Consider the following 25976-nt stretch of genomic DNA (forward strand, 5'->3'; position numbering starts at 1 on the left):
TGAAATGAAGAAACTGGCACAGTATGATAACTGATTATCTGCTGTGCTTTTTAAATTAACATGACAAAAGAGAACGAGGTTAGGCAAAATGAAAAAGAGAACAAATTTTTTCAAAAGTCTGCGTTTTCGTATTTTGATTATCTTAATTATTCTTGGAATTGTACCCAGCGTGATTGTGACCTATACGATGCTTCATAATTATCAGGATCGTGCAGTTTCCATGCTTACGGAGACGGTGCAGGATCAGAGTGAGATCCTGTGCAATTTGATCATTAAGGAGAATTATCTGAATGATACCGGCTCTCAGACTGTAAATACCAAGCTGGAAATGTTTGCAGACCTTTACAATGGTCGTGTCCTTCTGGCAGACAGGGATTTTAAGATTGTAGGAGATACGTTTCACACAGAAGAGGGAAAAACACTTCTCAGCTCTCTTGCAGTGAAGTGTTTTAAAGGAGAAAAAGCAAGCAATTTTGATCTGAAAAGTAAAGTGCTGGAGGTTGCAGTCCCTGTACAAAGCCCGGATGTACAGCAGATACAGGGTGTGATGCTGATGACCATTTCTACCATTGAGATCGGAGATATGATGGCTGAACTGGAGCAGAAAGGAATGATGCTGATTGGTATTATTGTAGTGCTTTCTATTTTCCTGTCATGGCTGCTGTCAACGATCCTTGTAAAACCACTGGCAAGAGTTACCAAAGCAATAGAGGATCTTACGGACGGTATGCAGGATGATGCCATCAGCGTACCTGATTATACAGAAACTGAGCTGATCACAGATGCTTTCAATAAGATGGTGAACAGGATGAAAATCCTGGATGAATCCCGTCAGGAGTTTGTATCAAATGTGTCTCATGAATTAAAAACACCTTTGACTTCCATGAAGGTTCTGGCAGATTCACTGGTGGGACAGCAGGGAGTTCCGGAGGAGCTTTATCAGGAGTTTATGGGAGATATCACAGCGGAGATTGACCGGGAGAATAAGATTATCACAGATCTTTTGTCATTGGTAAAAATGGATAAAAAGGCGGCAGATCTGAACATTACCCATATGGATATCAATCAGCTGCTGGAGGACATTTTGAAGAGATTACGTCCTATTGCAGACAAGAGGAATATTGATCTGATCCTGGACTGCTTCCGTCCTGTGGAAGCAGATGTGGATGAAGTAAAATTTACTCTTGCCATCAGCAATCTGGTAGAAAATGGTATTAAATACAATGTAGATGATGGATGGGTCAGGGTATCTCTGGATGCGGATCATAAATATTTTTATGTAACTGTGGCAGATTCCGGTATGGGAATTCCTGAGGACAGTATTGAGAGGATTTTTGAACGTTTTTACCGTGTGGATAAGTCACATTCCAAAGAAATCGGCGGAACAGGACTTGGACTTGCCATCACAAGAAGTGCCATTGCCATGCATCACGGAGCAATCAAAGTATTCAGTAAAGAAGGGGAAGGGACTACTTTTTCTGTTCGCATTCCTCTGTCTTATATTGCGTCCTAGGAGGTGCTGTTGTGAAGAGATTGATTTACGGGATTTTTACTGTACTGTTGCTTGGAATCCTTCTCACAGGATGCTCTGTAGAGGTACAGGAGGATCAGGATAAAAATAATACTGCCGAATACTATCTGTATGATATTAACGGGGATGAGACGGCTCTGGTCAGGGAAGCTTATACGCCGGAGGAAAGCACGGCAGAATATATGCTGAAAGATATGATGCAGCGGATGAATAACAAAGAGTCCGGAAAAGAAGCCATAAGTCTTCTGCCGGATGAACTTCAGATGAATTACAGTGTTGAAGCTCCTGTTCTGGTTGTGAATTTTAACAGCAGCTACAAGGATATGAGTGCTGCAAGGGAAATTTTGGTACGTGCAGGAGTAGTAAAGTCTTTTCTGCAGGTGCCTGGGATCACAGCAGTGCGCTTTACTGTAGAGAATGAAGAACTTCTGGATTCCAGAGGAAATCCGGTGGGAGATATGACTGAGGATACCTTTGCAGAATTTACAGGAAATGAGCCGGATGCCTATTGCAGCAATACGTTTACTCTGTATTTTACAGATAAGGAAGGAACCCACCTGGTAAAGGAACAGAGAACTGTGCGATATAAGCGTACAATTCCAAGGGAACGGATCATTCTGGAACAGCTGATGAAGGGACCCATGGAAAAAGGACATTATCCTGCCATTCCGGAGAATACGGAGCTTCTGAATGTAACCATTGCAGACGGAGTATGCTATGTGGCATTTGATCAGGTGTTTTCCTCCTATGCACTGGAGGTGTCAGAGAAGATTCCAGTATATTCAGTGGTGAATTCTCTGCTGGATGCAGTGGATGCAGATAAAGTGCAGATTACTGTAGGGGAAAAAGAAAAATTAGACACTTTTGGCCAGAAAATGGCTCTATATCGTTTTTATGAGAGAAATGACAAGCTTGTAGTTGATGAAAAAGAGACAAAATAAGGAGGCATGCAATGAGGGGACGGCCTGTCTGTATCCTGTGCCTGCTTCTGGTTGTTTTTCTGTGTGTGACAGACTGGCTGGGGTTTTCCATGACAAGTGGAAATCCTCTGCCGGAACCTGTACAGACATGGATTAAAAAGCACCCGGAATCCACTATCTGCGGGGAGGTGGTCAGGTGCCAGGAAAATGAAAATTATCAATCTATATATCTGAGAAATACATATCTTATTTACAATTCTGAAAAAGTTTCCATTGATGAAGTAAAAGTTTATATGAAAAATAAGAAGCTTCCCGGTGATTTGCCAAAGGCAGGAAGTATGATTTTGGTGTCCGGAAAACTGGAGGAAATAGAAGGTACGCGTAATCCAGGCGAATTTAACAGTAAAAATTACAATGCCTGCAGACACATTTATTATGCATTGAAAAAAGCAATAATAAAGAAGCAATCCCGGACCCATTCTGTATATGGACAGTTTTTGATCAGTCTGAGAGAAAGATTTACAGAGATATTGGAAACTGTCTGTGACAGTGAGGCGGGAGCCTTTGAAGCAATTGTTCTGGGAGACAAGACCAATCTGGATCCGGAACTGAAAATGCGTTACCAGATGGGCGGAATCATTCATATTCTGGCTATTTCGGGACTACACATCAGCCTGTTGGGTCTGGGGCTTTATAATTTCCTGAAATGGATAGGTCTGGGAATCTGGCCTGCCGGGATGCTGGCGTTGGTGATCATGGTTCAGTATGGAATGATGACAGGAGGCGGAGTTTCCACAATGAGAGCTGTGACCATGTTTTTGCTGTCTGTAGGAGCGAAGATTGTCGGACGGATTTATGATCTGCCCACAGCCATGGCTGTGGCTGCAATCCTGATTCTTGTGGAAAGTCCGGCATATATGCTGGACGGGGGATTTCTGTTGTCTTTTGGTGCTGTGACAGGAGTTGGATGTATATGGCCATTGATATGGGAAGGAATGGAAAGAGCAGAAAAAAGGAAAAGCACAGGCGGAAAGTTCCGGCAAAGCTTTCTGGCATCTGTGGTAGTACAGCTTACCACACTTCCCATTGTGCTGTGGTTTTATGGAGAAGTGTCGGTGATAGGGATTTTTCTGAATTTACTGGTACTTCCTACAGTGGGAGTGGTGCTGGGAAGTGGGACTGCAGCAGCTTTGATGGGACTTTTCAGCCTGAGGGCATCCTGGCTGGCAGCTATTCCGGGCAGAGTGGTGCTTGGGGCCTATGAATGGATATGTATAGCTGCCGGAAGGCTTCCGTTTTGTACCTGGGTGGGAGGAAAACCGCAGATTTGGCAGATTGCAGGGTATTATTTGCTGGTGGGTGGGAGCATATGGATATATAGAGTTTATTGTATGGGGAAAGAGAATTCCATAAGCTGAAATTTATTATATATTAGAGAGCGCAGTATTTTACAATGATGTATGAAAAACGGATAGAGAGAATACAGAGGGTGCGTATACGCAGATGGAAGCTTCCAATGTTGTGTGTCGGGATACTTGGGTTTGGAATTTGGCTGTTGGGGTACAGGGCAAAACCAAATCTGCGGATTGCCTGTCTGGATGTGGGCCAGGGGGATGGCATTGTACTGGAGATTGAAGGAACCTGGAATCTGCTTATTGACGGAGGAAGCAGCAACAAAAGTGCTGTGGGACAGTATCAGATCCTGCCTTATCTGAAAAGCAGGGGCATATCCAGGCTGGATGGGATTTTTATTTCCCATACAGATGGAGACCATATCAGTGGTACAGAGGAAATTCTTGAGTATGTGGGGAAGGGGCTCACTTCCATAAGGGTCGATCATTTGATTTTGCCGGACTGGGAAGAAGAAACGGAAAATTATCTGAAACTGAGAGAGCTTGCGCAGACTGCAGATGTGCAGGTGCTTCAGGTAAAGGCAGGAGACAGGATCTGTTATGGAAATGCGCAGCTGGATATTCTCTGGCCGGAAAAAGGTGCTGTGGGGGAGGATGTGAATGAGGAAGCCATGGTGATGGAACTGGAATATGGGAAATTCAAGGGGCTTTTTACAGGAGACATTGGTATGGAAACAGAGAAAAAACTTCAGAGTGCCCACCGTCTGGAGGATGTGGATTTTCTAAAAGTAGCCCATCATGGTTCGCGGTATTCTACAGGCGAAGAATTTCTGAATGTAGTAAAACCAGAGCTGGCAGTAATTTCCTGTTCCGCCTCTAATACCTATGGGCATCCTTCACCGGAAACACTCCGCCGCCTGGAGAATGCAGGAACTGAAATCTGCAGGACAGACAGAAGTGGAGCAGTGATAGTGGAAGTTGATGAGGAAAAAATGAAAGTACAGAGGTTTGTTATTGACTGATCTTCAGATTTCCGCTAGACTGAAAGAAAATGAACAGAAATGGCTGGTAAAGACTATTGAAAAATATACAGGAAGACATTAAAACAGGGAATTTCAGAAAAGCATATCTTTTATATGGAGAAGAAGCTTATCTGAAGCAGCAGTATAAAACAAATCTGGAAAAAGCCTTGAATCCAGACGGAGATACTATGAACTTTGCGCATTATGAAGGAAAAGGCATTGATATCCGTCAGCTTATTGATCTGTGTGAAACTATGCCCTTTTTTGCAGACAGAAGAGTGATTATTCTGGAGGATACCGGCTTTTTCAAAAATAAATGTGAGGAACTGGCAGAGTACATGAAGGAGCTTCCGGATTATCTCTGTATGGTATTTGTAGAATCAGAGGTAGATAAGCGCAGCCGTATGTATAAAGCGGTGAAGTCCTGTGGGGCTATCGCGGAATTTATCAGACAGGATGAGAAAACATTGATGCGCTGGGCAGCCGGACTTCTGGGAAAAGCCGGAAAAAGAATTACACAGAGGGATATGGAGCTGCTTCTGACAAAAACAGGTACAGACATGGGAAACCTGCGCATGGAGCTTGAAAAGCTGATCTGCTACACAGAAGGACGGGATGTTGTCACTGGGGGAGATATTGAAGAGATTTGTACGACTCAGACCACGAACCGTATTTTCGATATGGTGCGTGCAGTAACGGAGAAAAATCAAAAACGGGCCCTGGAGCTTTATTATGATCTCCTTACTCTGAAGGAGCCTCCTATGCGTATTCTTTTTCTTCTTGCCAGACAATACAGACAGCTTCTTCTGGCCAAACAATTTACAGCTTCCGGTCTTGGGCAAACTGAGATCGCTTCTAAACTTGGAATTCCGGTTTTTGCCCTTCGCAACGTTCTTTCATGCGCCCGGGCCTATACGGTCTCAGAGCTGGAATGTGCAGTAGAAGATTTTGTGGATGCAGAAGAAGCTGTAAAAACCGGCAGGCTGGAGGATAAGCTCAGTGTAGAATTGCTGATCATCAAATACAGTTCAAAAGCATAAAAAAAGACAGCCACATGACGGTGATGGCTGTCTCTTTTAATCATAAGCTTATAATTAAAATCTAAAATATATTATTATGCAATGCTGTTAACAGCTTTGGATAAACGAGCAACTTTTCTTGCGCAGTTGTTTTTGTGGTAAACACCTTTAGATGTAGCCTTGCTGATTGTAGAAACTGCATCCTTTAATGCTACTTCTGCAGCTGCTTTATCCTTGTTCTCTACAGCAACCTCAACTTTTTTGATAGAAGTCTTAACAGCAGATTTGATAGATTTGTTTCTAGCTGCTTTTGTTCTGTTTACTAAAATTCTTTTCTTAGCAGATTTAATGTTAGCCAATTCGTACACCTCCAATTTTATTCGATTTAAATGTCCTGTCATAGAAACAGACACGGGCGTTCCTATGAACATGCTTATATATATTATTACAGTTTTTTTGACTTGTCAATATATTTTTGACCTAAAATAAAGAAAAAATCATATTATTATAGAGGAAAATACAACATATTTGTGACAGTGTATAATTTATCATGAAAACGTGGAAAATGACAATGTAAAAATAAATTTGCACTTCGCAGGGAATCCAGTGTAAATGGCAATAAAGACTTTGAGAGTACATTAGATACACAGGAGGAAAATTATGTTGGGAAGTTACGAAATCCGGACAGACCTGGCACTGGAAGCCAGGGAGCAGTTTACAGAAAAAAATATGGAAATACGGGGCGTTGAGGTTCGTGAGAATTATGATGAGGAAAAGGATATTCGGACTACAGTGGTAAAAATAACTACAGAAAACGGTGCCAAAGCAATGGGAAGACCTCAGGGAAATTATATTACAATAGAAGCCCCGGGGCTTTCTATGCCGGATGAGGATTATCACAGAGAAATTTCCCGGGAAATTGCCACACATCTCAGAAATCTGATCTCATTGGAACGGGAAACGTCCATATTGGTAGCAGGGCTGGGAAATTCGGCTATCACAGCAGATTCTCTGGGACCTCATGTGGTGGAAAATCTCCGGATCACAAGACATATGATAAAGGAATACGGATTAAAGAGTCTGGGAAAAGAACAGATGCACCGCATCAGTGGGATTATTCCCGGTGTAATGGCGCAGACAGGAATGGAAACCTCCGAGATCCTTAAAGGAATTGTGGCAGAGACCAGACCGGATGTGGTAATTGCCATAGATGCGCTGGCAGCCAGAAGTACCAGACGGTTAAACAGAACTATACAGATCACAGATACAGGAATCCATCCGGGATCCGGCGTTGGAAATCACAGAATTGGACTGACAGAGAAAAATTTACAGACAAAAGTGATCGGAATCGGAGTTCCTACAGTGGTAGATGCAGCAACGATTGTTCATGATTCCATGGCCCATCTGCTGGATGTCCTGGAAGAGGCCGAACGGAAGGAATTTCTGGAGGAAATGATCTCACCTCATCTTCATACCATGTTTGTAACACCAAAGGATGTGGATGAAACTGTAAAATATTTAAGCTTTACTATTTCAGAGGGGCTGAATCTGGCTTTTTGCTGACAGGTCAGAAGTATATTTAAGGAAAGTTTGTCATAGGATTCTCCTGAGAGGTGATCATGTGACCAGATTTCAGAAAGCGCTTGGAATATTGCTGAGTCTGTGCTTTTTTACAATTCTGACAATTGTGCCAGAGCCTGTTTTTACAGGAAAAAATGTGTACAGGCATCTGCCGCTGTATCGTTTTCTGGAAAAGAAATCCCGGGAAATAGACCAGTATGGTGATCAGAAAACTTATGAGGCCATTGCCAGTGAAAATGGAAAATATCTGAGACAAAAGGCGAAGGAAGAGCAAACTTCAATTTCAGAGAAGGAAAAGAAGAAAAATTCCAAAAGCAAGAAGAAGCAGAAAACAAAGAAACAGAAAACCAAGAAGACTGAAAAAAAGAATACTTCCCGGGAGACTATTTCAACAGCAGTTCCTGATCCGGCAATTGATCTGTCTCCTGATCTGCTGGCTGACTATGATTATCTGCTGGGACAGTTTTATATTGTAGATTCCAATACAGAAACCAATCCTGCACAGCTGAATGCTCAAGATTTTCTGAAACAGGATTTTAAAATTTCAAAAGACACAGATACACCCCAGATCCTAATCTATCACAGTCATTCACAGGAAACATTTGCAGATTCCAGAGAAGGGGAAGAAGCGGATACTATTGTAGGAGTGGGAGATTATCTGACACAGCTTCTTGCAGAAAATTATGGATATCAGGTTGTCCATCTCAAAGAACAGTTCGACATGGCAGGAGGGGAACTGGATCGCAGTGCTGCCTATGATTATGCCCGGGATTATCTGGAACCCTATCTTCAGGAAAATCCGGATATCCAGGTGATCATAGACCTCCATCGAGATGGTGTTCCCGAGGACCGCCACCTTGTAACAGAGATTAATGGAAAACCTACAGCTCAGATCCTTTTTTATAATGGATTGAGCTACACTACAGCTAAAGGTTCACTGGAATATCTTCCAAATCCATACATACAGCAAAACCTGGCATTTTCTTTTCAGCTGGAATACCAGACAGCCCAATATTATCCTGAATTTTACAGGGGAATCTACCTTGCAGGCTATCGTTATAACCTTCATTTACGCCCCCGTTCCATCCTTCTGGAAGCCGGTGCACAGACCAATACTGTCCAGGAAGTAAAAAACGCCATGGAACCATTTGCTTACATCCTCAATAAAGTCTTGCAGGGATAAGAAGTAGATGACAAACCCTTCCCCCATATGCTATAATACAAAATTAGCAAAACCAACAACTACAGTAGATTAAGAAAGAACTTAGGAGGGAATTCCTGAATGATAGATCAGAGCAAAATCAGAAATTTCTGTATTATTGCACATATAGACCATGGCAAATCCACTCTTGCCGACCGAATCATCGAAATGACCGGAACTTTGACTGAACGTGAAATGCAGTCACAGGTACTGGACAACATGGAACTTGAAAGAGAGCGCGGGATCACCATCAAATCCCAGGCAGTGCGTATTGTATACAAAGCCAAAGATGGGGAAGAATATATCTTTAATCTCATTGATACCCCTGGACATGTGGATTTTAACTATGAGGTATCCCGAAGCCTTGCAGCCTGTGACGGTGCGATTCTGGTAGTAGATGCAGCACAGGGAATCGAAGCCCAGACACTGGCAAATGTATATCTTGCACTTGACCATGATCTGGATGTTCTTCCTGTTATCAACAAGATCGATCTGCCAAGTGCAGAGCCGGACCGTGTAGTAAATGAGATTGAAGATGTCATTGGCCTTGAAGCTCATGACGCTCCGAGAATCTCTGCCAAAACAGGACTTAATATAGAAGAAGTGCTTGAACAGATCGTGACAAAGATCCCGGCACCTCATGGTGATGTAGATGCACCACTGAAGGCACTGATCTTTGACTCAATCTACGATGCATACAAAGGCGTTATCGTATTCTGCCGTGTTATGGATGGACGTGTGAAAAGAGGCACCCAGATCCATATGATGGCAACAGGCTTTACCACAGAGGTTGTAGAAGTAGGATACTTTGGTGCAGGTCAGTTTATTCCATGCGAGGAACTGACAGCAGGTATGGTAGGCTACATTACTGCCAGCATTAAAAACCTTGGTGATACTCGCGTAGGTGATACAGTTACAGATAAGGACAGACCATGTGCAGAAGCACTTCCGGGCTATAAAAAAGTAAATCCTATGGTATATTGCGGATTATATCCTGCAGACGGTGCTAAATATGGAGATTTAAGAGATGCACTTGAGAAACTTCAGCTTAACGATGCTTCTCTTTTCTATGAGCCGGAGACTTCTGTAGCTCTTGGATTTGGTTTTCGCTGTGGTTTCCTGGGACTTCTTCATCTGGAAATTATTCAGGAACGTCTGGAAAGAGAATATAACCTTGACCTTGTAACTACAGCACCCGGTGTTATCTACAAGGTACACAAAACCAATGGTGAAGTTATCAATCTGACGAATCCAAGCAATCTGCCTGATCCGTCAGAGATCGAATATATGGAAGAGCCTATGGTAAATGCTGAGATCATGGTAACAACAGAATTTATCGGTGCCATCATGGATCTCTGTCAGGAGAGAAGAGGACAGTATCTGGGAATGGATTATATGGAGGAAACACGTGCGCTTCTGAAATATAAGCTTCCATTAAATGAGATCATCTACGATTTCTTTGATGCTCTGAAATCCCGTTCCAGAGGTTATGCTTCCCTGGACTATGAACTCTGTGGATATGAGAGAAGTGAACTTGTGAAGCTGGATATTCTGGTAAATAAAGAAGAGGTGGATGCTCTTTCTTTTATCGTACATGCAGATACTGCCTATGAGAGAGGCCGTAAGATGTGCGAGAAACTGAAGGATGAGATTCCGCGTCAGCTTTTTGAAATTCCAATCCAGGCTGCCATCGGAAGCAAGATCATTGCAAGAGAAACGGTACGTGCTATGCGTAAGGACGTTCTTGCCAAATGTTACGGTGGTGATATTTCCCGTAAGAAGAAACTTCTGGAGAAACAGAAGGAAGGTAAGAAGCGTATGCGCCAGGTAGGTAATGTGGAAATCCCGCAGAAAGCCTTTATGAGTGTACTGAAGCTGGATGATAAATAAAAACCGCACAGAAGAATAGAGGGTGTTTGGCATGATAAAAATAAATAGAAGGGCAGTGGTCATTTTACTGACAGGTTTATCCTGTGTCATAATAGCTGGCTGTGGAAAAAAGAAGGAATTGGATGCGGCTTCTTCCAAGGTGCTGCCTATTACTGTGGCGGCTCCTTCTAATACACCTACTCCTTCTGTGGAACAGGTGGACTCTGCAGCAGTTACTACAAACGGAAACCTGACAATGGTGAATGAATATCTGGCAGGGGAAAATGAAGAATAGGAAAGAAAATTCTCCCATGGAAATCTATATCCACATTCCGTTCTGTATCAGAAAATGTGATTACTGTGATTTCCTTTCAGGGCCTTCGGGACCAGAAGAGCAGGCTGATTATGTACAGGCTCTTCTGAGGGAAATACAGGCAGTAGAGGAAGGTGAAGGAAGGAGTGTATCCTCCATATTTATTGGAGGAGGCACTCCTTCTGTGCTGGATGAGAGACTGCTGGGAGATATACTGAGAGAAATCAGAAACAGATTTAAAATGGAAGAGGATGCAGAGATTACCATAGAGGTAAATCCTGGAACAGCAAATATCGGAAAGCTTCAGGCATACAGAGAAATGGGAATCAACCGATTGAGTATAGGACTGCAGTCCCCTGAGGACAGGGAGTTGAAAATTCTGGGAAGGATTCATAATTACGGGCAGTTTTTGGAAACCTATCAAGAGGCAAGGACAGTTGGATTTGACAATATTAACATTGATTTAATGAGTGCGATCCCGGATCAGACCTATGAGGGATGGGTGAAAAATCTGCGCACAGTTGCAGAATTGGAACCGGAACATATTTCTGCATATAGCCTGATCGTGGAAGAGGGGACACCTTTTGCTGCGCGGAAGCTTAATCTGCCTGATGAAGATACAGAATACAATATGTATGAGGCAACTGCGCAGATCCTGAAGGAATATGGGTTTGAACAGTATGAGATTTCCAATTATGCCAGAAAAGGAAGGGAATGCAGACATAACGTAGGCTACTGGACCAGACAGGATTACCTGGGATTTGGTCTGGGAGCTTCTTCTCTTTATGGAAAAGAACGTTTTGCCAATACGGCAGATATGAAAAAATATCTGGAAAACAGCAAAAATCCGGAAAAAATAAGGGAAAAAGAGCCATCCCTCACAAGAGAAGATGAGATGGCAGAGTTTATGTTTCTTGGGCTTCGCATGACGAAGGGAATCTCAAAGGCTGATTTTCAGAGGTGTTTTGGCTGTACAATAGAGTCAGTATATGGAGAGGTTCTGGAGAAATATGAGTCCATGGAACTGCTGTTGGAGAAAGACGGCAGGATTTTCCTAAGCAGGGAAGGAATCCATGTAAGTAATTCGATTATGGCGGAATTTTTGCTGTAAACAGCTTGACGAACAAATGTTCCTATATTATACTGGGAACAGAATTCGGAAATGAAGTGGTGGAATGAAGTACTATAGGAAACAGGAGGCAGAAATGGCTGCGGATACAATGAAGAAACAATTTATCAGAATCAGAGGCGCCAATGTAAACAATCTTAAGAATTTAAGTGTGGATATTCCCAGAGACCAGTTTGTGGTGCTTACCGGACTGAGCGGTTCCGGCAAGTCATCACTGGCTTTTGATACCATTTATGCAGAGGGACAGAGACGATATATGGAATCCCTTTCTTCTTATGCGAGACAGTTCCTGGGGCAGATGGAGAAGCCGGATGTGGAGAGTATCGAGGGCTTGCCCCCTGCCATTTCCATTGATCAGAAATCGACTAACCGCAATCCACGTTCCACAGTAGGGACTGTGACGGAGATTTATGACTATTTCAGACTTCTGTATGCCAGAGTGGGAATTCCCCATTGTCCCAAATGCGGAAGAGAGATTAAGAAGCAGACAGTAGACCAGATGGTGGACAGTATTATGTCTTTTCCTGAGAGAACAAAGATTCAACTGCTGGCTCCTGTTGTGAGAGGACGTAAGGGAACCCATGCCAAGCTTCTGGAGCAGGCCAAGCGAAGCGGTTACGTCCGTGTGCAGATTGATGGAAATATGTACGAATTATCTGAGGAGATCAGTCTGGATAAGAATATCAAACATAATATAGAGATCGTTGTAGACCGTCTGATCGTAAAGCCGGGGATCGAGAAGAGGCTGTCCGATTCCATTGAGACTGTACTGGAGCTGGCAGAAGGGCTTTTGATGGTAGATACCATGGATGGGAATATCCATAATTTCAGCCAGAGTTTCTCCTGTCCGGACTGTGAAGTGAGTATTGATGAGATCGAGCCCAGAAGTTTTTCCTTCAACAATCCCTTTGGTGCCTGCCCGGACTGTCTGGGACTGGGATATAAGATGGAATTTGACATTGATCTGATGATTCCGGATAAATCATTGAGTATCCTTGAGGGTGCCATTGTGGTGACAGGATGGCAGTCATGTACAAGCGAGGGCAGTTTTTCCAGAGCAATCCTGGATGCACTTGCCAGGGAATATGATTTCAGTCTGGCAACCCCGTTTGAGAATTATCCGGAGAAGATCAAGGATATCCTGATTAATGGAACCAATGGGCATTCTGTTAAGGTTTATTATAAAGGCCAGCGCGGAGAGGGTGTTTATGATGTGGCATTCCCGGGACTGATCCGAAATGTGGAGCAGAGATACCGGGAGACAGGCTCAGATACCATGAAGCAGGAGTATGAGTCTTTTATGCGCATCACTCCCTGTAAAACCTGTAAAGGACAGAGACTGAAGAAAGAATCCCTGGCTGTAACAGTGGCAGATAAGAATATCTATGAGATTACCAATCTTTCTATAGAGAAGCTGAAGGCTTTTCTGGCGGATATGCAGTTATCGGAACAGCAATTGCTGATCGGTAAGCAGATACTGAAGGAAATCAGAGCGAGAGTCAGCTTTCTGTCTGATGTAGGTCTGGATTATTTGTCCTTGGGCCGTGCTACGGGTACTCTTTCCGGCGGGGAAGCACAAAGGATCCGTCTGGCTACACAGATCGGCTCCGGTCTGGTAGGTGTTGCCTATATTCTGGATGAGCCCAGTATCGGACTTCATCAGAGAGACAATGACAGGCTTCTCAGTTCTCTGATGAAGCTTCGTGATCTGGGAAACAGTCTGATCGTTGTAGAACATGATGAGGATACCATGCGTGCTGCAGACTGCATTGTGGATATCGGGCCGGGAGCAGGAGAGCATGGTGGACAGCTGGTTGCCATGGGAACAGCCGAAGATCTGATGAGGAATGAAAATTCTATTACAGGAGCTTATCTGAGTGGAAAATTAAAGATTCCGGTGCCTGCGCAGAGACGTAAACCCACCGGATTCCTTACAATCAAAGGGGCAGCAGAGAATAATCTTAAGAATATTGATGTGAAAGTTCCGTTGGGGATTATGACCTGCATTACCGGAGTTTCCGGATCAGGTAAGAGTTCTCTGATCAATGAGATTCTGTATAAGCGTCTGGCCAGAGATCTGAACCGGGCCAGAGTGATTCCTGGTAAACATAAGGATATTCTGGGAGTAGACCAGCTTGACAAGGTGATCAATATTGACCAGTCACCGATCGGGCGTACACCCAGATCCAATCCTGCAACTTATACCGGAGTGTTTGATCAGATCAGGGATCTTTTTGCGGCCACAGCAGATGCCAAGGCGAGAGGTTACAAGAAGGGACGCTTCAGCTTTAATGTGAAAGGCGGCAGATGTGAGGCCTGCAGTGGTGACGGTATTATTAAGATAGAGATGCATTTTCTTCCGGATGTATATGTGCCCTGTGAAGTCTGCAAGGGAAAACGCTATAACAGAGAAACTCTGGAAGTAAAATATAAGGACAAGAGTATTTACGATGTATTGAATATGACTGTGGAGGAGGCACTGACCTTTTTTGAAAATGTTCCTTCGATTAAAAGAAAGATCCAGACCCTTTATGATGTGGGACTTTCTTATATCCGCCTGGGACAGCCTTCTACAGAGCTTTCCGGAGGAGAAGCCCAGAGGATCAAGCTTGCCACAGAATTGAGTAAGAGAAGTACAGGTAAAACCATCTATATTCTGGATGAACCCACAACAGGCCTTCATTTTGCTGATGTGCATAAACTTGTAGAGATTCTGAAACGATTATCAGAGGGCGGCAATACGGTAGTAGTCATCGAACATAATCTGGATGTGATCAAGACAGCCGATTATATTATTGATATTGGTCCGGAAGGGGGCGACAAGGGAGGTACGGTAGTTGCTTGTGGAACACCGGAGGAAGTAGCACAGTCACCGGTTTCTTATACCGGAAAATATGTGAAAAAATACCTGGAATAATATCTGAAATAACATTGCAGGGCTTTCTTTTTCAATAAAAGTTGTATATAATGAATACGCAAACAGCAGAGCGGATGATTTTATCCGCTTGATCAAAACAGAAAGAAAGGGGATTCCTATGCCTGCAAGTGATATTGGAATTGACCTGGGGACCAGGAACAGTCTGGCTTATTCTACAACAAGAGGTCTGGTGCTTAATGAGCCTTCCGTTGTAGTTTATGATAAAAATACAGAGAAGATCAGAGCAATCGGGGAAGAAGCACGCAGTGCGGAGGCACACATTACTTCTGATATGGAGATTATCCGCCCTATCCGACAGGGCGTGATCGTAGATTATAATGTTATGGAAAAAATGCTGAAATATTTTATTTCCAAAGCAATGGGAAGGCGTGCTTTCCGTAAGCCCAGGATCAGTATTTGTGTTCCAAGCGGAATTACAGAGATTGAGAGAAAGGCAGTAGAGGAAGCTACTTATCAGGCGGGAGCCAGGAATGTTTATATGGTGGAGGAGCCTATTGCAGCAGCCATCGGAGCAGGACTGGATGTGACCAAGCCCTTTGGAAATCTGGTAGTGGATATTGGCGCCGGAACTACAGATGTTGCAGTGATTTCCATGGGAGGAGTAGTTGTTTCTGCTTCTATCAAGGTGGCCGGAGATATTTTTAACCAGGCGATTATGAATTATGCCAGAAAAAGTCATGGCCTTTTTATAGGAGAAGATATGGCAGAGAAGATTAAAATACAGATCGGAACTGCCTGTGAGGAACCAGACCCCAGAACTATGGAGGTAAAGGGACGTAATATAAACACAGGACTTCCCAAGGTTGTTACACTTACCTCAGAGGAAATCCGGGTGGCCCTTAAGGATGCTACAGGACAAATCGTGGAAGCAGTTCATGGGGTTCTTGAGAAGACCCCTCCGGAACTGGCAGCAGATATTGTGGACAGGGGAATTGTCCTTACCGGAGGTGGGGCATTACTTCATGGAATGGACACATTGATCGAGCAGAGAACCGGTGTGAGTACGCTGACAGTGCAGAATGCAATGGGTGTAGTTGCAGTAGGTACAGGAAAATATGCAGAAGTCGTGGCCAGGCTCGACGGATAAATGAAAGAGGGTTGCCGGAGTAAGCATTTTTGGATATTATATATGCTTATATGGCAGCCTTTTTGCTTTAGGAGTGGGTTATGACTTCAATGGCAAGCAGTAATTTACCTCATAGATTGGACGGATCAGGGAAAGGAAGAAAATAAATGAGTGAAACTGTTACAGGATATATAGATCATATCATTTTTAGAAATGAAGAAAATGGTTATACAGTTATGGTGGTGAAAAATTCAGAAAACGAGGAAGAACTAACCTGCGTGGGAAGCTTTCCGTCTGTATCGCAGGGGACAACCATCCAGGCATCCGGTATTTATACCCATCATCCTGTATATGGAAAACAGTTTCAGATTTCATCTTTTGTAGAGAAGATTCCGGAGGACACATATGCTATGGAACGATATCTGGGTTCCGGAGCGATCAAAGGTATTGGTGCAGCACTGGCAGCCAGGATTGTGCGCAGATTTGGCGAGGATACCATCCGGATTGTGGAAGAGGAACCGGAGAGACTGGCTGAAGTGAAGGGAATCAGCGAGAAGAAAGCTAGAGAAATTGCAGCTCAGGTAACAGAAAAAACAGAAATGCGCAAGGCTATGATTTTTTTGCAGAAGTATGGGATTTCTCTGAATCTGGGAGCTAAAATATATCAGAAGTACAAGGATTCCCTTTATACAGTACTGCAGGAAAATCCCTACAGACTGGCAGAGGACATTTCGGGGGTAGGATTTAAGATCGCAGATGAGATTGCAGCCAGAATAGGAATCCATGCAGATTCAGATTACAGAATCCGCAGTGGAATGTTGTATACTTTGCTGCAGGCTTCGGGAGAAGGACATACGTACCTTCCAAAGGATCAGCTTTTTGCCAGATGTGCAAAGCTTCTGGGAGTGGATGAATCTTATATGGAGAAGCATCTAATGGATATGCTTTTGGACAGAAAGCTGGTAATGCAGGAAAAGAAGGGCGAAAAAATCATCTATCCCAGCCGGTATTATTATCTGGAGCTGAATACTGCCAGAATGCTCTGTGAGTTGAATATCTGTTGTCCTGAGGATGAGAATATTGTAGAAAAGAGGATCGCATCTATTGAAAAGGAAACAGGTACAGTGCTGGATGAAATGCAGAAAAAAGCAGTGACAGAAGCAGCTGGCCATGGACTTTTCATACTGACCGGAGGACCAGGTACAGGAAAAACAACTACGATCAATGCAATCATCCGATTTTTTGAGGGAGAAGGTGCTGAGCTTCGGCTGGCTGCACCTACAGGCAGGGCAGCCAAACGAATGACAGAGGCTACCGGATATGAGGCACAGACCATACACAGACTTCTGGAGCTGAATGGGATGCCGGAGGATGACAGAAGTACAGGGACTGTGCATTTTGAGAGAAATGCACAGAATCCTCTGGAGGCAGATGTGATTATTATTGATGAGATGTCTATGGTGGATGTTCATCTGATGCATTCCCTGCTTTTGGCAATTACAGCGGGAACCAGACTGATCCTGGTAGGGGATGAAAACCAGCTCCCCAGTGTGGGACCGGGAAATGTGCTGAGAGATATTATCCACAGCGGCTGCTTTCCGGTGATAGAGCTGACGAAGATCTTCCGTCAGGCTTCTGAAAGTGACATTGTGGTGAATGCCCATAAGATCAACCGTGGAGAACCGGTAGAGATCCATAATAAAAGCCGAGATTTCTTTTTCCTGAAGAGATATGATGCGGATATGATCATCCGTGTGGTGATTGCGTTGATCCAGGATAAGCTGCCCAGATATGTAAATGCCAGACCTTTTGAAATCCAGGTACTGACACCCATGCGAAAAGGTCTTCTGGGAGTGGAACGGCTAAACCAGATGCTCCAGAGATATCTGAATCCTCAGGATGGTTCCAAAAAGGAAAAAACACTGGGAGACCGCCTGTTCCGTCAGGGGGATAAGGTAATGCAGATCAAGAATGATTATCAGATGGAATGGGAGGTCAGAGGAAGATACGGGATCCCGGTAGAAAAGGGAATTGGAGTTTTTAACGGTGATACCGGAATTTTACGTGAGATTAATGAATTTGCCGAAACTGCGGAGGTTGAGTTTGAGGATGGACGTTTTGCAACCTATTCTTTTAAGCAGCTGGAGGAGCTGGAGCTGGCCTACGCCATTACCATACATAAATCCCAGGGTTCGGAATATCCGGCAGTGATCCTGCCTGTTTTGTCCGGCCCTCAGATGCTTTTAAACAGAAACCTTTTGTATACTGCTGTGACCAGAGCCAGGAAATGTGTAACTGTGGTAGGCAGTGAGGAAACCTTTGCGGAGATGATTCGCAATGAAAAACAGCAGAAACGTTACAGTGCCCTGGATGAGCGGATCCGGGAGCTGAATGAGTCAATAAAGAAAGGCGAAGAGTGAATTCACTGCTGAGAAATATCTTGAATGTTTTTTACCCCAGATGTTGTCCGGTGTGTCAGAAAATACTAAAGGATCAGAACAGACTGATCTGTCCGGAATGTGAAAAAAAACTGAAACCTATCGGTCAGCCCAGATGCTATTTGTGTGGGAAGCCTGTGGAAAAAGGGGAATACTGCGCAGATTGTCTCAGGCATCCCCACATTTTTGATCAGGGCAGAGGTATCTTTGTATATGATGACAGGATGCGAAAATCTGTTCTCAGATATAAATACAGTGGATGCAGGGAATACGGAGAGTTTTATGCCAGGGCAATGTATCTTTACGGCAACAGGGATGTAAGAGACTGGAATCCGGATCTAATCGTGCCTGTGCCTGTACATCGTACAAAGCTTCGGATGCGGGGATTTAATCAGGCTGCATTTCTTGCAGAAAAACTGGGCAGTTACACAGGAATTCCTGTCAACCAGGAGCTGGTTCTTAAAATCCGGAAGACAAAATCTCAGAAAAAGCTCAGTGCAGTACAGAGAAGAAAAAATCTGGAGGAAGCCTTTCTGGTAAATGAAGATGTGTTGGGAAAGAGGATTCTGGTGGTGGATGATGTTTATACTACTGGCAGTACCATAGATGCCATGGCTTCCTGTCTGAAGAAAAAAGGGGCATCGGCAGTTTATTTTCTCACTGTGTGTATCGGCAGGATATAAATTGGATTTAAGGCTTTCATTAACCGATGATGTATGATACAATTAATCTGTATGATTACAAGTTCACGTGCGTTTAAGGAGTTATTTATGTTAAATGAAGAAAAGATAAAAATCATGAATAAGCTTGCAATGTATGAACAGGGAGAGGGGAAAAAATATCTTCCGGTGAGTAAATATTACAGAAGTGATTATATCGGTCTGGCTCTGATCAAGAATTTTTTCCTTGTGACCATAGGATATGGCCTGGCACTGGCTGGAGTTGCAGCATATTTCGGAGAATACCTGATGGAGAATATCCATAAAATGAATCTGGTAAAGCTGGGAACAGAGATTGTTGTGGGGTATGTGGCCGTGTTGATCGTTTTCTCACTGCTTACATACATACAGTATTCTGTGAAGTATCACCGTGCCAAAAAAAGCGTGAAAAAATATTACAGTGAACTGATACAGCTGAACAAGATATATGGACGTGAAGAGAAAAAATCCTCGGCCAGAGGAATTCCAGGAGGGTATAAAAAATGACAGCATTACTTGAATTAAAACAGAAGATTAAAAATTTATATGGGCAGTATGAAATTTATATCCTGCCGGTGCTTCGTTGTATTCTGGCATTTTTGTATTTTACATGGATCAATGTAAATATGGGATATATGAGCCAGCTCAATAATATATTTATTGTTCTTATCCTGGCTCTGATCTGTTCGATTTTACCTTCCGGAGTTATGATTTTTGCAGGTTTTGCTCTGATGATTGCTCACGGGTATGCGTTGGGGGCGGAAGTGGCAGGTTTTCTGCTGTTACTGATCTTATTTATGCTGATCCTTTTTCTGAGATTCAGTTCAGGTACAAATCTGGTACTGGTATTTACTCCTCTTTCTTTCGGATTCAGCATACCGGCTCTTCTTCCTATTGGAAGTGGTTTGTTAAGCAGTGCAGTTTCTGCGCTTCCGGCAGGCTGTGGAGTAATTGTTTATTATTTTATTCGTTTTCTGAAGGTGCAGCATAAGCTTCTGGAGAATCCGGATGTTCTTATGACAGATAAGCTGAAGCTTCTGGCAGACGGAGTAGTACAGAACTGGGGAATGTGGATCACAGTGGTGGCTTTTGTGGCGGTGATCCTCCTTGTGAATCTGATCCGTACCCGTTCTTTTGATTATGCATGGAGAATTTCCATTGTAATGGGCGGCGTGGTTTATGTGCTCATAATTCTGGCCGGTGGTTTCTATTTTGGACTGAATATTAATATTGTGCAGACTATTATTTATACAGTAGTATCTGTAGTGGTAGGATTACTTCTGGAATTTCTGGTATTTGGTGGAGATTACAGCCGGACCGAGAGACTGGAATATGAGGATGATGAGTATTATTACTATGTGAAAGCTGTTCCCAAGGCAGCGGTAGCTACTTCTGAGCGGAGTATCAAGAAGATAAATGCGGAACCTGTAAAAGAGGATACAGCAGTGGAGGATCAGGTGGTTTCCTATGCAAATCCTATTTTCCACGGTGAAAATACTGCATCACAGCAGGCTGCAGATGCAGTGCCTGTAGTCAGGCAGAATGAGGTGGATCCCTCAGATTTTGAGAAAAAACTGGAAGAATCTTTAAAAGATTTATAAAATTCGAATTACAGATTTAAAATAACCGGGGGCGCTCTGTTATTTTGGAAAGGAGAACGTTATGCAGAATATTGCGGGAAATCTGGTGGAAATGTTATCAAGAATCGCTTTTCCCAAGGTAGGCATAATCGACATTATTCAGATTGCACTGATCGCTTTTTTTGTATATCAGTTCATGGTATGGATAAAATATACCCATGCTTATACCCTGCTGAAAGGAATTCTGGTAGTTCTCCTGTTTATCCTTGTTGCTTATATCTTCAAGATGAATACCATTTTGTGGATTTTTTCCAATCTGGCCAGCACTTTGATCGTAGGTGTGATCGTTATATTCCAGCCGGAGCTTCGTAAAGTTCTGGAGCAGCTGGGACAAAAGAAGATCATGGCTGCCCTCATTCCCTTTGACGCGGGCAAGGAGGTTAAGGAGAGATTTACAGATAAAACAATCAGTGAACTGGTAAAGGCATGCTTTGATATGGGAGAAGTAAAGACAGGGGCATTGATTGTGATCGAGCAGGAGGAAAAACTGACAGATTATATCCGTACAGGTATTAATGTGGATGCAATTCTGACCAGCCAGCTTCTGATCAATATTTTTGAACACAATACTCCGCTTCATGACGGAGCTGTGATCGTGAGAGAGAACCGAATTGTGGCAGCAACCTGTTACTTGCCTCTTTCAGATAATATGGAACTGAGTAAACAGCTGGGAACACGGCACAGAGCAGGTGTTGGAATCAGTGAACAGACAGATTCTGTGACGATCATTGTATCGGAGGAGACAGGACAGGTATCTGTGGCTCAGAATGGAAGATTGATCCGGGGAGTAAACAGTGCCAAACTCAGAGAGATTCTGGTAAGGGCTCAGAATAAACAGGTTGTAGACAACAGCAAGCTTCGGCATTTACTGAAAGGAAGAATGAAGCATGAAGAAGAGAAAAATCACTGATAATCTTTCTTTGAAGATCATGTCTGTGGCAATCGCAATTGTTGTATGGCTAATTGTAGTGAATATCGATAATCCTGTTGGTACGAATTATTATACGATTACAGATGTGGAACTGATCAATAAGGAATATGTAGAATCTTCAGATACCATCGGTAAAATGTGTATGCCGGAAGAAAACCAGGATTCTGTAAGGGTTGCTATTACTGCAAGTAAAAAGATCAGAGACAGGATCAGGCTGTCAGATATTACAGCTGTGGCAGATCTGCAGCAGGCGGTAAGTTTGGACACAGATCCGGTGATGGTTCCGATCACAGTCACCTGTTCGGCATCTGGAGTGTTGCCAAGTGATATTAAGGTTACACCTCAGAATCTTACGGTTAATCTGGATGAAAAAGAAACCCAGGAATTTGTGGTGAATGTGAGTAAGGGAGACACAAAGCCGGGAAAGGATTATGAGGTGGGAAGCCTGACTGCCAGTCCGGAGAAAATAAGAATTACAGGTCCCAAAACCCTGGTGAATAAAATAGATAAGGTAAATGCTGCTATTGCCCTGGATGGCAATACAGAGGACTATACCCAGGAAGTAAATCTTACGATCTATGATAAGAATCAGGAGGCGCTTTCTGAATCGGAGATGAATTCTCTGAGAATTGAGAATAATGCCAAGGTTGTTGTTACTGCCAAGCTCTGGAAAATCCGCACAGGAGTTAAAATTGCAGCAGGATATGTAGGAACACCTGCTGGCGGATACCAGGTTGGATCTGTGAAGACTGTGCCGGATACGATCAGCGTTGCAGGAAATACAGAGGATCTGGAGAGTTTGTCTGAAAATGATAATATGATTACTATTCCGGCAGATCGTATTGATATTTCAGGTGAATCCAAGGATGTGGAGAGAAAAATCAGTCTGAAGAATCTCCTTCCGGATAATGTGAAGCTTACCAGTGATTCCAGTGAAGATGTGTGGGTAACGGTGAGTATTCTTCCGGTTGGAAGCCAGGAATTTAATTTGCCGACCAAGAATATAGAGGTTAAGAATAAACCGGATAATCTGCAGGTAACATTTGAAACTGCACAGATTGCCCTCAGGATTAGATCAGAATCAGAGGATCTGGCAGATCTGAATATTGATGAGGATGTTAAGGCTGAGATAGATCTGAAGGATAAGGAAGTCGGAAACTATAAGGTTCCTGTAAAGCTGAGCCTTCCGGATGGATATGAAATGGTGGAGGATGTCTATACAGAGGTTGTGATTTCGCCCGCCTCCGTTTCAGATGAGAGCAAGTGATAAGAGGTAAAGAGAATGGTCAGTAAGAAAGTAACAATTAAGAATCCCACGGGTCTTCATCTGAGACCAGCAGGAATCCTCTGCAATGAGGCAATAAAATATCAGTCTAAGGTAACTTTTGCTTACTGTGGAGGAACTGCCAATGCAAAGAGTGTACTCAGTGTATTGGGTGCCTGTATAAAATGTGGGGATGAAATAGAACTTATATGTGAAGGAATTGATGAGCAGGAGGCTCTGGACAGTCTGACAGGAGCAATTGATGACGGACTGGGAGAATAAAGCTGTGAATTCCGGATATAGGGAAATATAAGAAGGAGGATGTTATTGTGAAGAAAAGATTGGTTGCAGTGATGTTGGGACTGACGTTAAGTCTGGCTACTGTGGGAGAAGCAGGAGCAGCGGCATTCAGTTCACCGGACAGCGAGATGGTTCAGGCAGAAATGGAAGAAACAGAAAATGTTGATGTGTTTTCTGCAGGCGATGGGGATGAGCAGGATGCTCAGACAGATGAGGCTGACCACATACAGGATGAGTTCAGTTCTGATGTAGAGGATGAGTTATCTACTGTAACGGCCGGAACTGTTGTAGCAGATGGTTCTCTGGAGACCGGGACAGCAGTGGTTGTCCAGGCTGAAGACTGGGTTCAGGAAAACGGACATTTTAAATTACGCAAAACAGTGACTGCACCGGCAACAGAACTGGAAAATCAGGTATCTGCTGAGTTTGGGACAGATGTAGCAGAGGAGGTTTATGCGCAGCCGGAAGTAGAGGATGAGACAGCTTCCCCTGAAATAGTTGAGGAAGCTTCCGTACAGCCGGATGCTTCAGAGGCTTCCGTACAGCAGAACGAGCTTCCATCGGAGAGCTTTTATACAGCAGCAGATGGTCTTGTGGAAATCAGCACGGAGTACAAAGGGGAATTACATACAGGATGTTACCTTTTTGATGAAAATGGTTATATGGTGACCGGACAGGCTGAGGTAAATCCGGAAACAGCAGATGTTACCACCGAAGTGGAAGAAGCAGAGAGCAGCGCAGAAGCTGTAGTTGGTGCAGCAGAAGCCACTGAGGATACTGTACAGTATTATTTTACAACAGTAGAGGAAGCGGTTGCATATCCGGGCTGTGAAAATGAAGCTGTAACTCCCTATGCTTCTACAGTAGGACAGCAGAAGAAAGCAACCTGGCAGTGGGACGGCAGCGTATTCCGTTATTTTGATGCCAATGGTGTGCAGGAAACCATTACACAGCTGGAAAAGAAACAGAAGGAAACCGGAACATACACTGGTTACTTTAAGATCGATGGTGAATATTACTGTCTGGATGAAAACGGAAAACCGCGGACAGGAGATATCACATTGACTGTAAACGGAGTTTCCAATCAGTATTATTTTGAAGAAAACAGTACAATTCCGGGACGGATGTTCCATGAAGGCTGGAGACAGGTGATTGACAGCAAAGGGGAACGTTGGCTCTATTACAGCATGGGTGCTGATATTAAGGATATCGGTAAGTATTATAAGCGTGATGTAACTGCCACAAAACTGGACAAAAATATCAAAGGAGATTCCACTTATCTGCTGGATGCCAATGGCTATATCCTGAAAAACACCATGAAAAAGGCTGCCAATGGAGCTTATTATGCAACAGATAAAAACGGTGTGATTTACAGAGATACACTGGTAAGATACAATAACTACAGATATTATTTTGCTGCCAATGGTAAAAGAGTTTCCTGGAAAAACAGATGGAACCGTGTAGGAAATCATTATTATTATTTCGGAAAAACTCCGGGCAGAGTAGAAGAGAAGCACGGATGGCAGAAGATCACAAGAACAAATGGTAAGTATGTGGGATGGTTCTACTTTGATTCCAAGGGAAATCATTATACAGATAAGCTGACCTCAGCTGGGTTGTATTTTACCCCAAGCGGAAAACTGGCCAGTGGTCTTACAAAAATGAACGGAAAAATGTATCTGTTTGAGGTTTCCAATGCACAGGTCCACAAGGGAACTATGTACAAAAATACCATGGTGCGTTACAGGAATAACTGGTATATTGCATCTTCCACCGGCGGTCTGTATACAGACAGATGGAAAAAGTATAATGGATCCTGGTATTATCTGAAGAATTACAAAGTACAGACCAATCAGTTCATGAAGAAGAATGGCGTTAACGGATATCTGGATGCTACCGGAAAATACAGTACAGGATGGGTAATTGTAAGTAATGCACAGAATCTGGTGAAATACATTGATCCAAATGGAAATGGATTTGCAAAAAATACCAGCCTGAGAGTAAATGGTGTACTTTACTACTTTGATAAAAATGGATACAGAATTTCAGATGTGACCAGTATGTACAGAAGAAGTTCTTATTTCTTGGAAGTTGACAGGGTTAATGGTGTTATGACTGTTTATACGGATTCTTCCAAGACAATACCGATCAAGACAATCCGCGTATCCGTAGGCTTGCCGGGAACACCTACCTGGACGGGAACCTATAGACTTAGCCGTAGTGCTGTATGGCAGCCATTGATGGGACCATCCTGGGGACAGTACGGAACTCATGTAGATGGATGCGGACAGGGAGGAATCTTTATTCATTCTATTGCCTGCGGTCAGCCTAACCGTTATAATCTTCCGGTTGGAGAGTACTTGAAGCTTGGACAGCCGGCATCCCATGGTTGTATCCGTGCATGTGTTGCTGATGCAAAATGGGTATATGAAAACTGCAATGGTTCTGTTATCCACATTATGGATGGAAAGTACAAAGCAGATGACGTCTTTAAGGGACCGCTTGGAAAGAAACCAATTACTCCTCTGAGAGGGGCAGGAAATTTTGATCCTACAGATCCTGCAGCATAGTAAACATATAATGAACAAAAGAAAAGCGTTTCGGGTTGATGAATCCCGATACGCTTTTTGTTTTTTTCATTAAATGAAGTAAGTCTCCTGCTCAGTTGTAACTTGTTATTGACCTCTTAAAATAGCGTAATAATGATTACCTTGCGTGTCTCTGGATTGTTCTGTATACTGTCATCAGTTTACAGAAAGAAAAA

At 43.3% G+C, this 25976-nt stretch carries 21 protein-coding genes; 20 read left to right on the forward strand and 1 reads right to left on the reverse strand.

All coding sequences use genetic code 11. The features are described from left to right. Window positions 1-88: 88 nt before the first annotated feature. From ACTNC6_RS09260 to holA, 5 genes are read left to right on the forward strand one after another with little or no spacing between them, the layout of a single operon-like run. Entirely contained in the window at window positions 89-1513 is a 1425-nt protein-coding gene (locus ACTNC6_RS09260; protein WP_019160711.1) for an ATP-binding protein, read from the forward strand. A gap of 11 nt (window positions 1514-1524) precedes the next feature. Next, complete coding sequence (locus ACTNC6_RS09265; RefSeq protein ID WP_441043929.1) at window positions 1525-2472, forward strand: GerMN domain-containing protein; 948 nt, start codon at window positions 1525-1527, stop codon at window positions 2470-2472. An 11-nt stretch (window positions 2473-2483) separates the two neighbouring features. After that, a complete protein-coding gene (locus ACTNC6_RS09270) occupies window positions 2484-3869 on the forward strand; it encodes a ComEC/Rec2 family competence protein (protein ID WP_441043930.1) in 1386 nt (461 codons plus the stop codon). Window positions 3870-3904: 35 nt separating this feature from the next. Next, window positions 3905-4825 carry a ComEC/Rec2 family competence protein gene (locus tag ACTNC6_RS09275; RefSeq protein WP_441043931.1) on the forward strand — a complete coding sequence of 307 codons (921 nt, stop codon included), beginning with the start codon at window positions 3905-3907 and terminating at the stop codon, window positions 4823-4825. Window positions 4826-4881: 56 nt separating this feature from the next. Further along, a complete protein-coding gene (gene holA / locus ACTNC6_RS09280) occupies window positions 4882-5865 on the forward strand; it encodes a DNA polymerase III subunit delta (RefSeq protein ID WP_019160714.1) in 984 nt (327 codons plus the stop codon). Window positions 5866-5939: 74 nt separating this feature from the next. Here holA and rpsT read toward each other — a convergent pair whose 3' ends face one another. Continuing rightward, window positions 5940-6203, reverse strand: a complete 264-nt coding sequence (gene rpsT / locus ACTNC6_RS09285; RefSeq protein ID WP_019160715.1) for a 30S ribosomal protein S20 — start codon at window positions 6201-6203, stop codon at window positions 5940-5942. 301 nt (window positions 6204-6504) lie between these two features. Between rpsT and gpr the strand changes: the two genes are divergently transcribed. From gpr to ACTNC6_RS09360, 15 genes are all read left to right on the forward strand, one after another. Further along, window positions 6505-7407: a GPR endopeptidase gene (gpr, locus tag ACTNC6_RS09290; protein ID WP_441034049.1), complete on the forward strand. Its 903-nt coding sequence runs from the start codon at window positions 6505-6507 to the stop codon at window positions 7405-7407. A 58-nt stretch (window positions 7408-7465) separates the two neighbouring features. Next, a complete protein-coding gene (locus ACTNC6_RS09295) occupies window positions 7466-8608 on the forward strand; it encodes a stage II sporulation protein P (protein WP_303242129.1) in 1143 nt (380 codons plus the stop codon). Between the two features lie 99 nt (window positions 8609-8707). Further along, entirely contained in the window at window positions 8708-10516 is a 1809-nt protein-coding gene (gene lepA / locus ACTNC6_RS09300; protein WP_173742799.1) for a translation elongation factor 4, read from the forward strand. A 31-nt stretch (window positions 10517-10547) separates the two neighbouring features. Beyond that, window positions 10548-10790 (forward strand): hypothetical protein, encoded by a 243-nt coding sequence (locus ACTNC6_RS09305; protein ID WP_019160719.1) that lies wholly within the window; start codon window positions 10548-10550, stop codon window positions 10788-10790. Continuing rightward, window positions 10780-11919: a radical SAM family heme chaperone HemW gene (gene hemW / locus ACTNC6_RS09310; protein ID WP_441034044.1), complete on the forward strand. Its 1140-nt coding sequence runs from the start codon at window positions 10780-10782 to the stop codon at window positions 11917-11919. Before ACTNC6_RS09305 ends, hemW begins: the two co-directional genes overlap by 11 nt. A 94-nt stretch (window positions 11920-12013) precedes the next feature. Beyond that, window positions 12014-14854 carry an excinuclease ABC subunit UvrA gene (gene uvrA / locus ACTNC6_RS09315; RefSeq protein ID WP_441043932.1) on the forward strand — a complete coding sequence of 947 codons (2841 nt, stop codon included), beginning with the start codon at window positions 12014-12016 and terminating at the stop codon, window positions 14852-14854. A gap of 118 nt (window positions 14855-14972) precedes the next feature. Further along, on the forward strand, window positions 14973-15962 hold the full coding sequence (locus tag ACTNC6_RS09320) for a rod shape-determining protein (RefSeq protein ID WP_173742815.1): 990 nt from the start codon (window positions 14973-14975) through the stop codon (window positions 15960-15962). Window positions 15963-16108: 146 nt separating this feature from the next. Then, a complete protein-coding gene (recD2, locus tag ACTNC6_RS09325; protein WP_441043933.1) occupies window positions 16109-18361 on the forward strand; it encodes an SF1B family DNA helicase RecD2 in 2253 nt (750 codons plus the stop codon). After that, window positions 18358-19062, forward strand: coding sequence for a ComF family protein (locus ACTNC6_RS09330; protein ID WP_441043934.1), 705 nt, complete (start codon window positions 18358-18360; stop codon window positions 19060-19062). The genes recD2 and ACTNC6_RS09330 overlap by 4 nt, the downstream gene beginning before the upstream one ends. 87 nt (window positions 19063-19149) lie before the next feature. Beyond that, complete coding sequence (locus tag ACTNC6_RS09335) at window positions 19150-19584, forward strand: hypothetical protein (RefSeq protein WP_303242125.1); 435 nt, start codon at window positions 19150-19152, stop codon at window positions 19582-19584. Continuing rightward, a complete protein-coding gene (locus ACTNC6_RS09340; RefSeq protein ID WP_441043935.1) occupies window positions 19581-20678 on the forward strand; it encodes a hypothetical protein in 1098 nt (365 codons plus the stop codon). Before ACTNC6_RS09335 ends, ACTNC6_RS09340 begins: the two co-directional genes overlap by 4 nt. 61 nt (window positions 20679-20739) lie before the next feature. Beyond that, window positions 20740-21627 carry a diadenylate cyclase CdaA gene (gene cdaA / locus ACTNC6_RS09345; protein ID WP_441034032.1) on the forward strand — a complete coding sequence of 296 codons (888 nt, stop codon included), beginning with the start codon at window positions 20740-20742 and terminating at the stop codon, window positions 21625-21627. Beyond that, entirely contained in the window at window positions 21605-22915 is a 1311-nt protein-coding gene (locus tag ACTNC6_RS09350) for a CdaR family protein (RefSeq protein WP_441043936.1), read from the forward strand. Before cdaA ends, ACTNC6_RS09350 begins: the two co-directional genes overlap by 23 nt. Window positions 22916-22930: 15 nt before the next feature. Next, window positions 22931-23194, forward strand: coding sequence for an HPr family phosphocarrier protein (locus tag ACTNC6_RS09355; protein ID WP_441034028.1), 264 nt, complete (start codon window positions 22931-22933; stop codon window positions 23192-23194). 47 nt (window positions 23195-23241) lie between these two features. Then, window positions 23242-25782, forward strand: coding sequence for a L,D-transpeptidase family protein (locus ACTNC6_RS09360; RefSeq protein WP_441043937.1), 2541 nt, complete (start codon window positions 23242-23244; stop codon window positions 25780-25782). The last annotated feature ends 194 nt before the right edge of the window (window positions 25783-25976 follow it).

The organism is Blautia sp. HCP3S3_C4, assembly GCF_052064095.1.
In the GTDB taxonomy this organism is placed as follows: domain Bacteria; phylum Bacillota; class Clostridia; order Lachnospirales; family Lachnospiraceae; genus Blautia_A.

What these genes read in the sequence shown, in the direction of transcription:
- cdaA (WP_441034032.1), top strand. Translation starts at nt 20,740, where the DNA reads ATGCAGAATATTGCGGGAAATCTGGTGGAAATGTTATCAAGAATCGCT.
- gpr (WP_441034049.1), top strand. Translation starts at nt 6,505, where the DNA reads ATGTTGGGAAGTTACGAAATCCGGACAGACCTGGCACTGGAAGCCAGG.
- ACTNC6_RS09260 (WP_019160711.1), top strand. Translation starts at nt 89, where the DNA reads ATGAAAAAGAGAACAAATTTTTTCAAAAGTCTGCGTTTTCGTATTTTG.
- ACTNC6_RS09335 (WP_303242125.1), top strand. Translation starts at nt 19,150, where the DNA reads ATGTTAAATGAAGAAAAGATAAAAATCATGAATAAGCTTGCAATGTAT.
- ACTNC6_RS09320 (WP_173742815.1), top strand. Translation starts at nt 14,973, where the DNA reads ATGCCTGCAAGTGATATTGGAATTGACCTGGGGACCAGGAACAGTCTG.
- ACTNC6_RS09340 (WP_441043935.1), top strand. Translation starts at nt 19,581, where the DNA reads ATGACAGCATTACTTGAATTAAAACAGAAGATTAAAAATTTATATGGG.
- recD2 (WP_441043933.1), top strand. Translation starts at nt 16,109, where the DNA reads ATGAGTGAAACTGTTACAGGATATATAGATCATATCATTTTTAGAAAT.
- lepA (WP_173742799.1), top strand. Translation starts at nt 8,708, where the DNA reads ATGATAGATCAGAGCAAAATCAGAAATTTCTGTATTATTGCACATATA.
- ACTNC6_RS09270 (WP_441043930.1), top strand. Translation starts at nt 2,484, where the DNA reads ATGAGGGGACGGCCTGTCTGTATCCTGTGCCTGCTTCTGGTTGTTTTT.
- uvrA (WP_441043932.1), top strand. Translation starts at nt 12,014, where the DNA reads ATGGCTGCGGATACAATGAAGAAACAATTTATCAGAATCAGAGGCGCC.
- ACTNC6_RS09275 (WP_441043931.1), top strand. Translation starts at nt 3,905, where the DNA reads ATGATGTATGAAAAACGGATAGAGAGAATACAGAGGGTGCGTATACGC.
- hemW (WP_441034044.1), top strand. Translation starts at nt 10,780, where the DNA reads ATGAAGAATAGGAAAGAAAATTCTCCCATGGAAATCTATATCCACATT.
- ACTNC6_RS09350 (WP_441043936.1), top strand. Translation starts at nt 21,605, where the DNA reads ATGAAGAAGAGAAAAATCACTGATAATCTTTCTTTGAAGATCATGTCT.
- ACTNC6_RS09305 (WP_019160719.1), top strand. Translation starts at nt 10,548, where the DNA reads ATGATAAAAATAAATAGAAGGGCAGTGGTCATTTTACTGACAGGTTTA.
- ACTNC6_RS09355 (WP_441034028.1), top strand. Translation starts at nt 22,931, where the DNA reads ATGGTCAGTAAGAAAGTAACAATTAAGAATCCCACGGGTCTTCATCTG.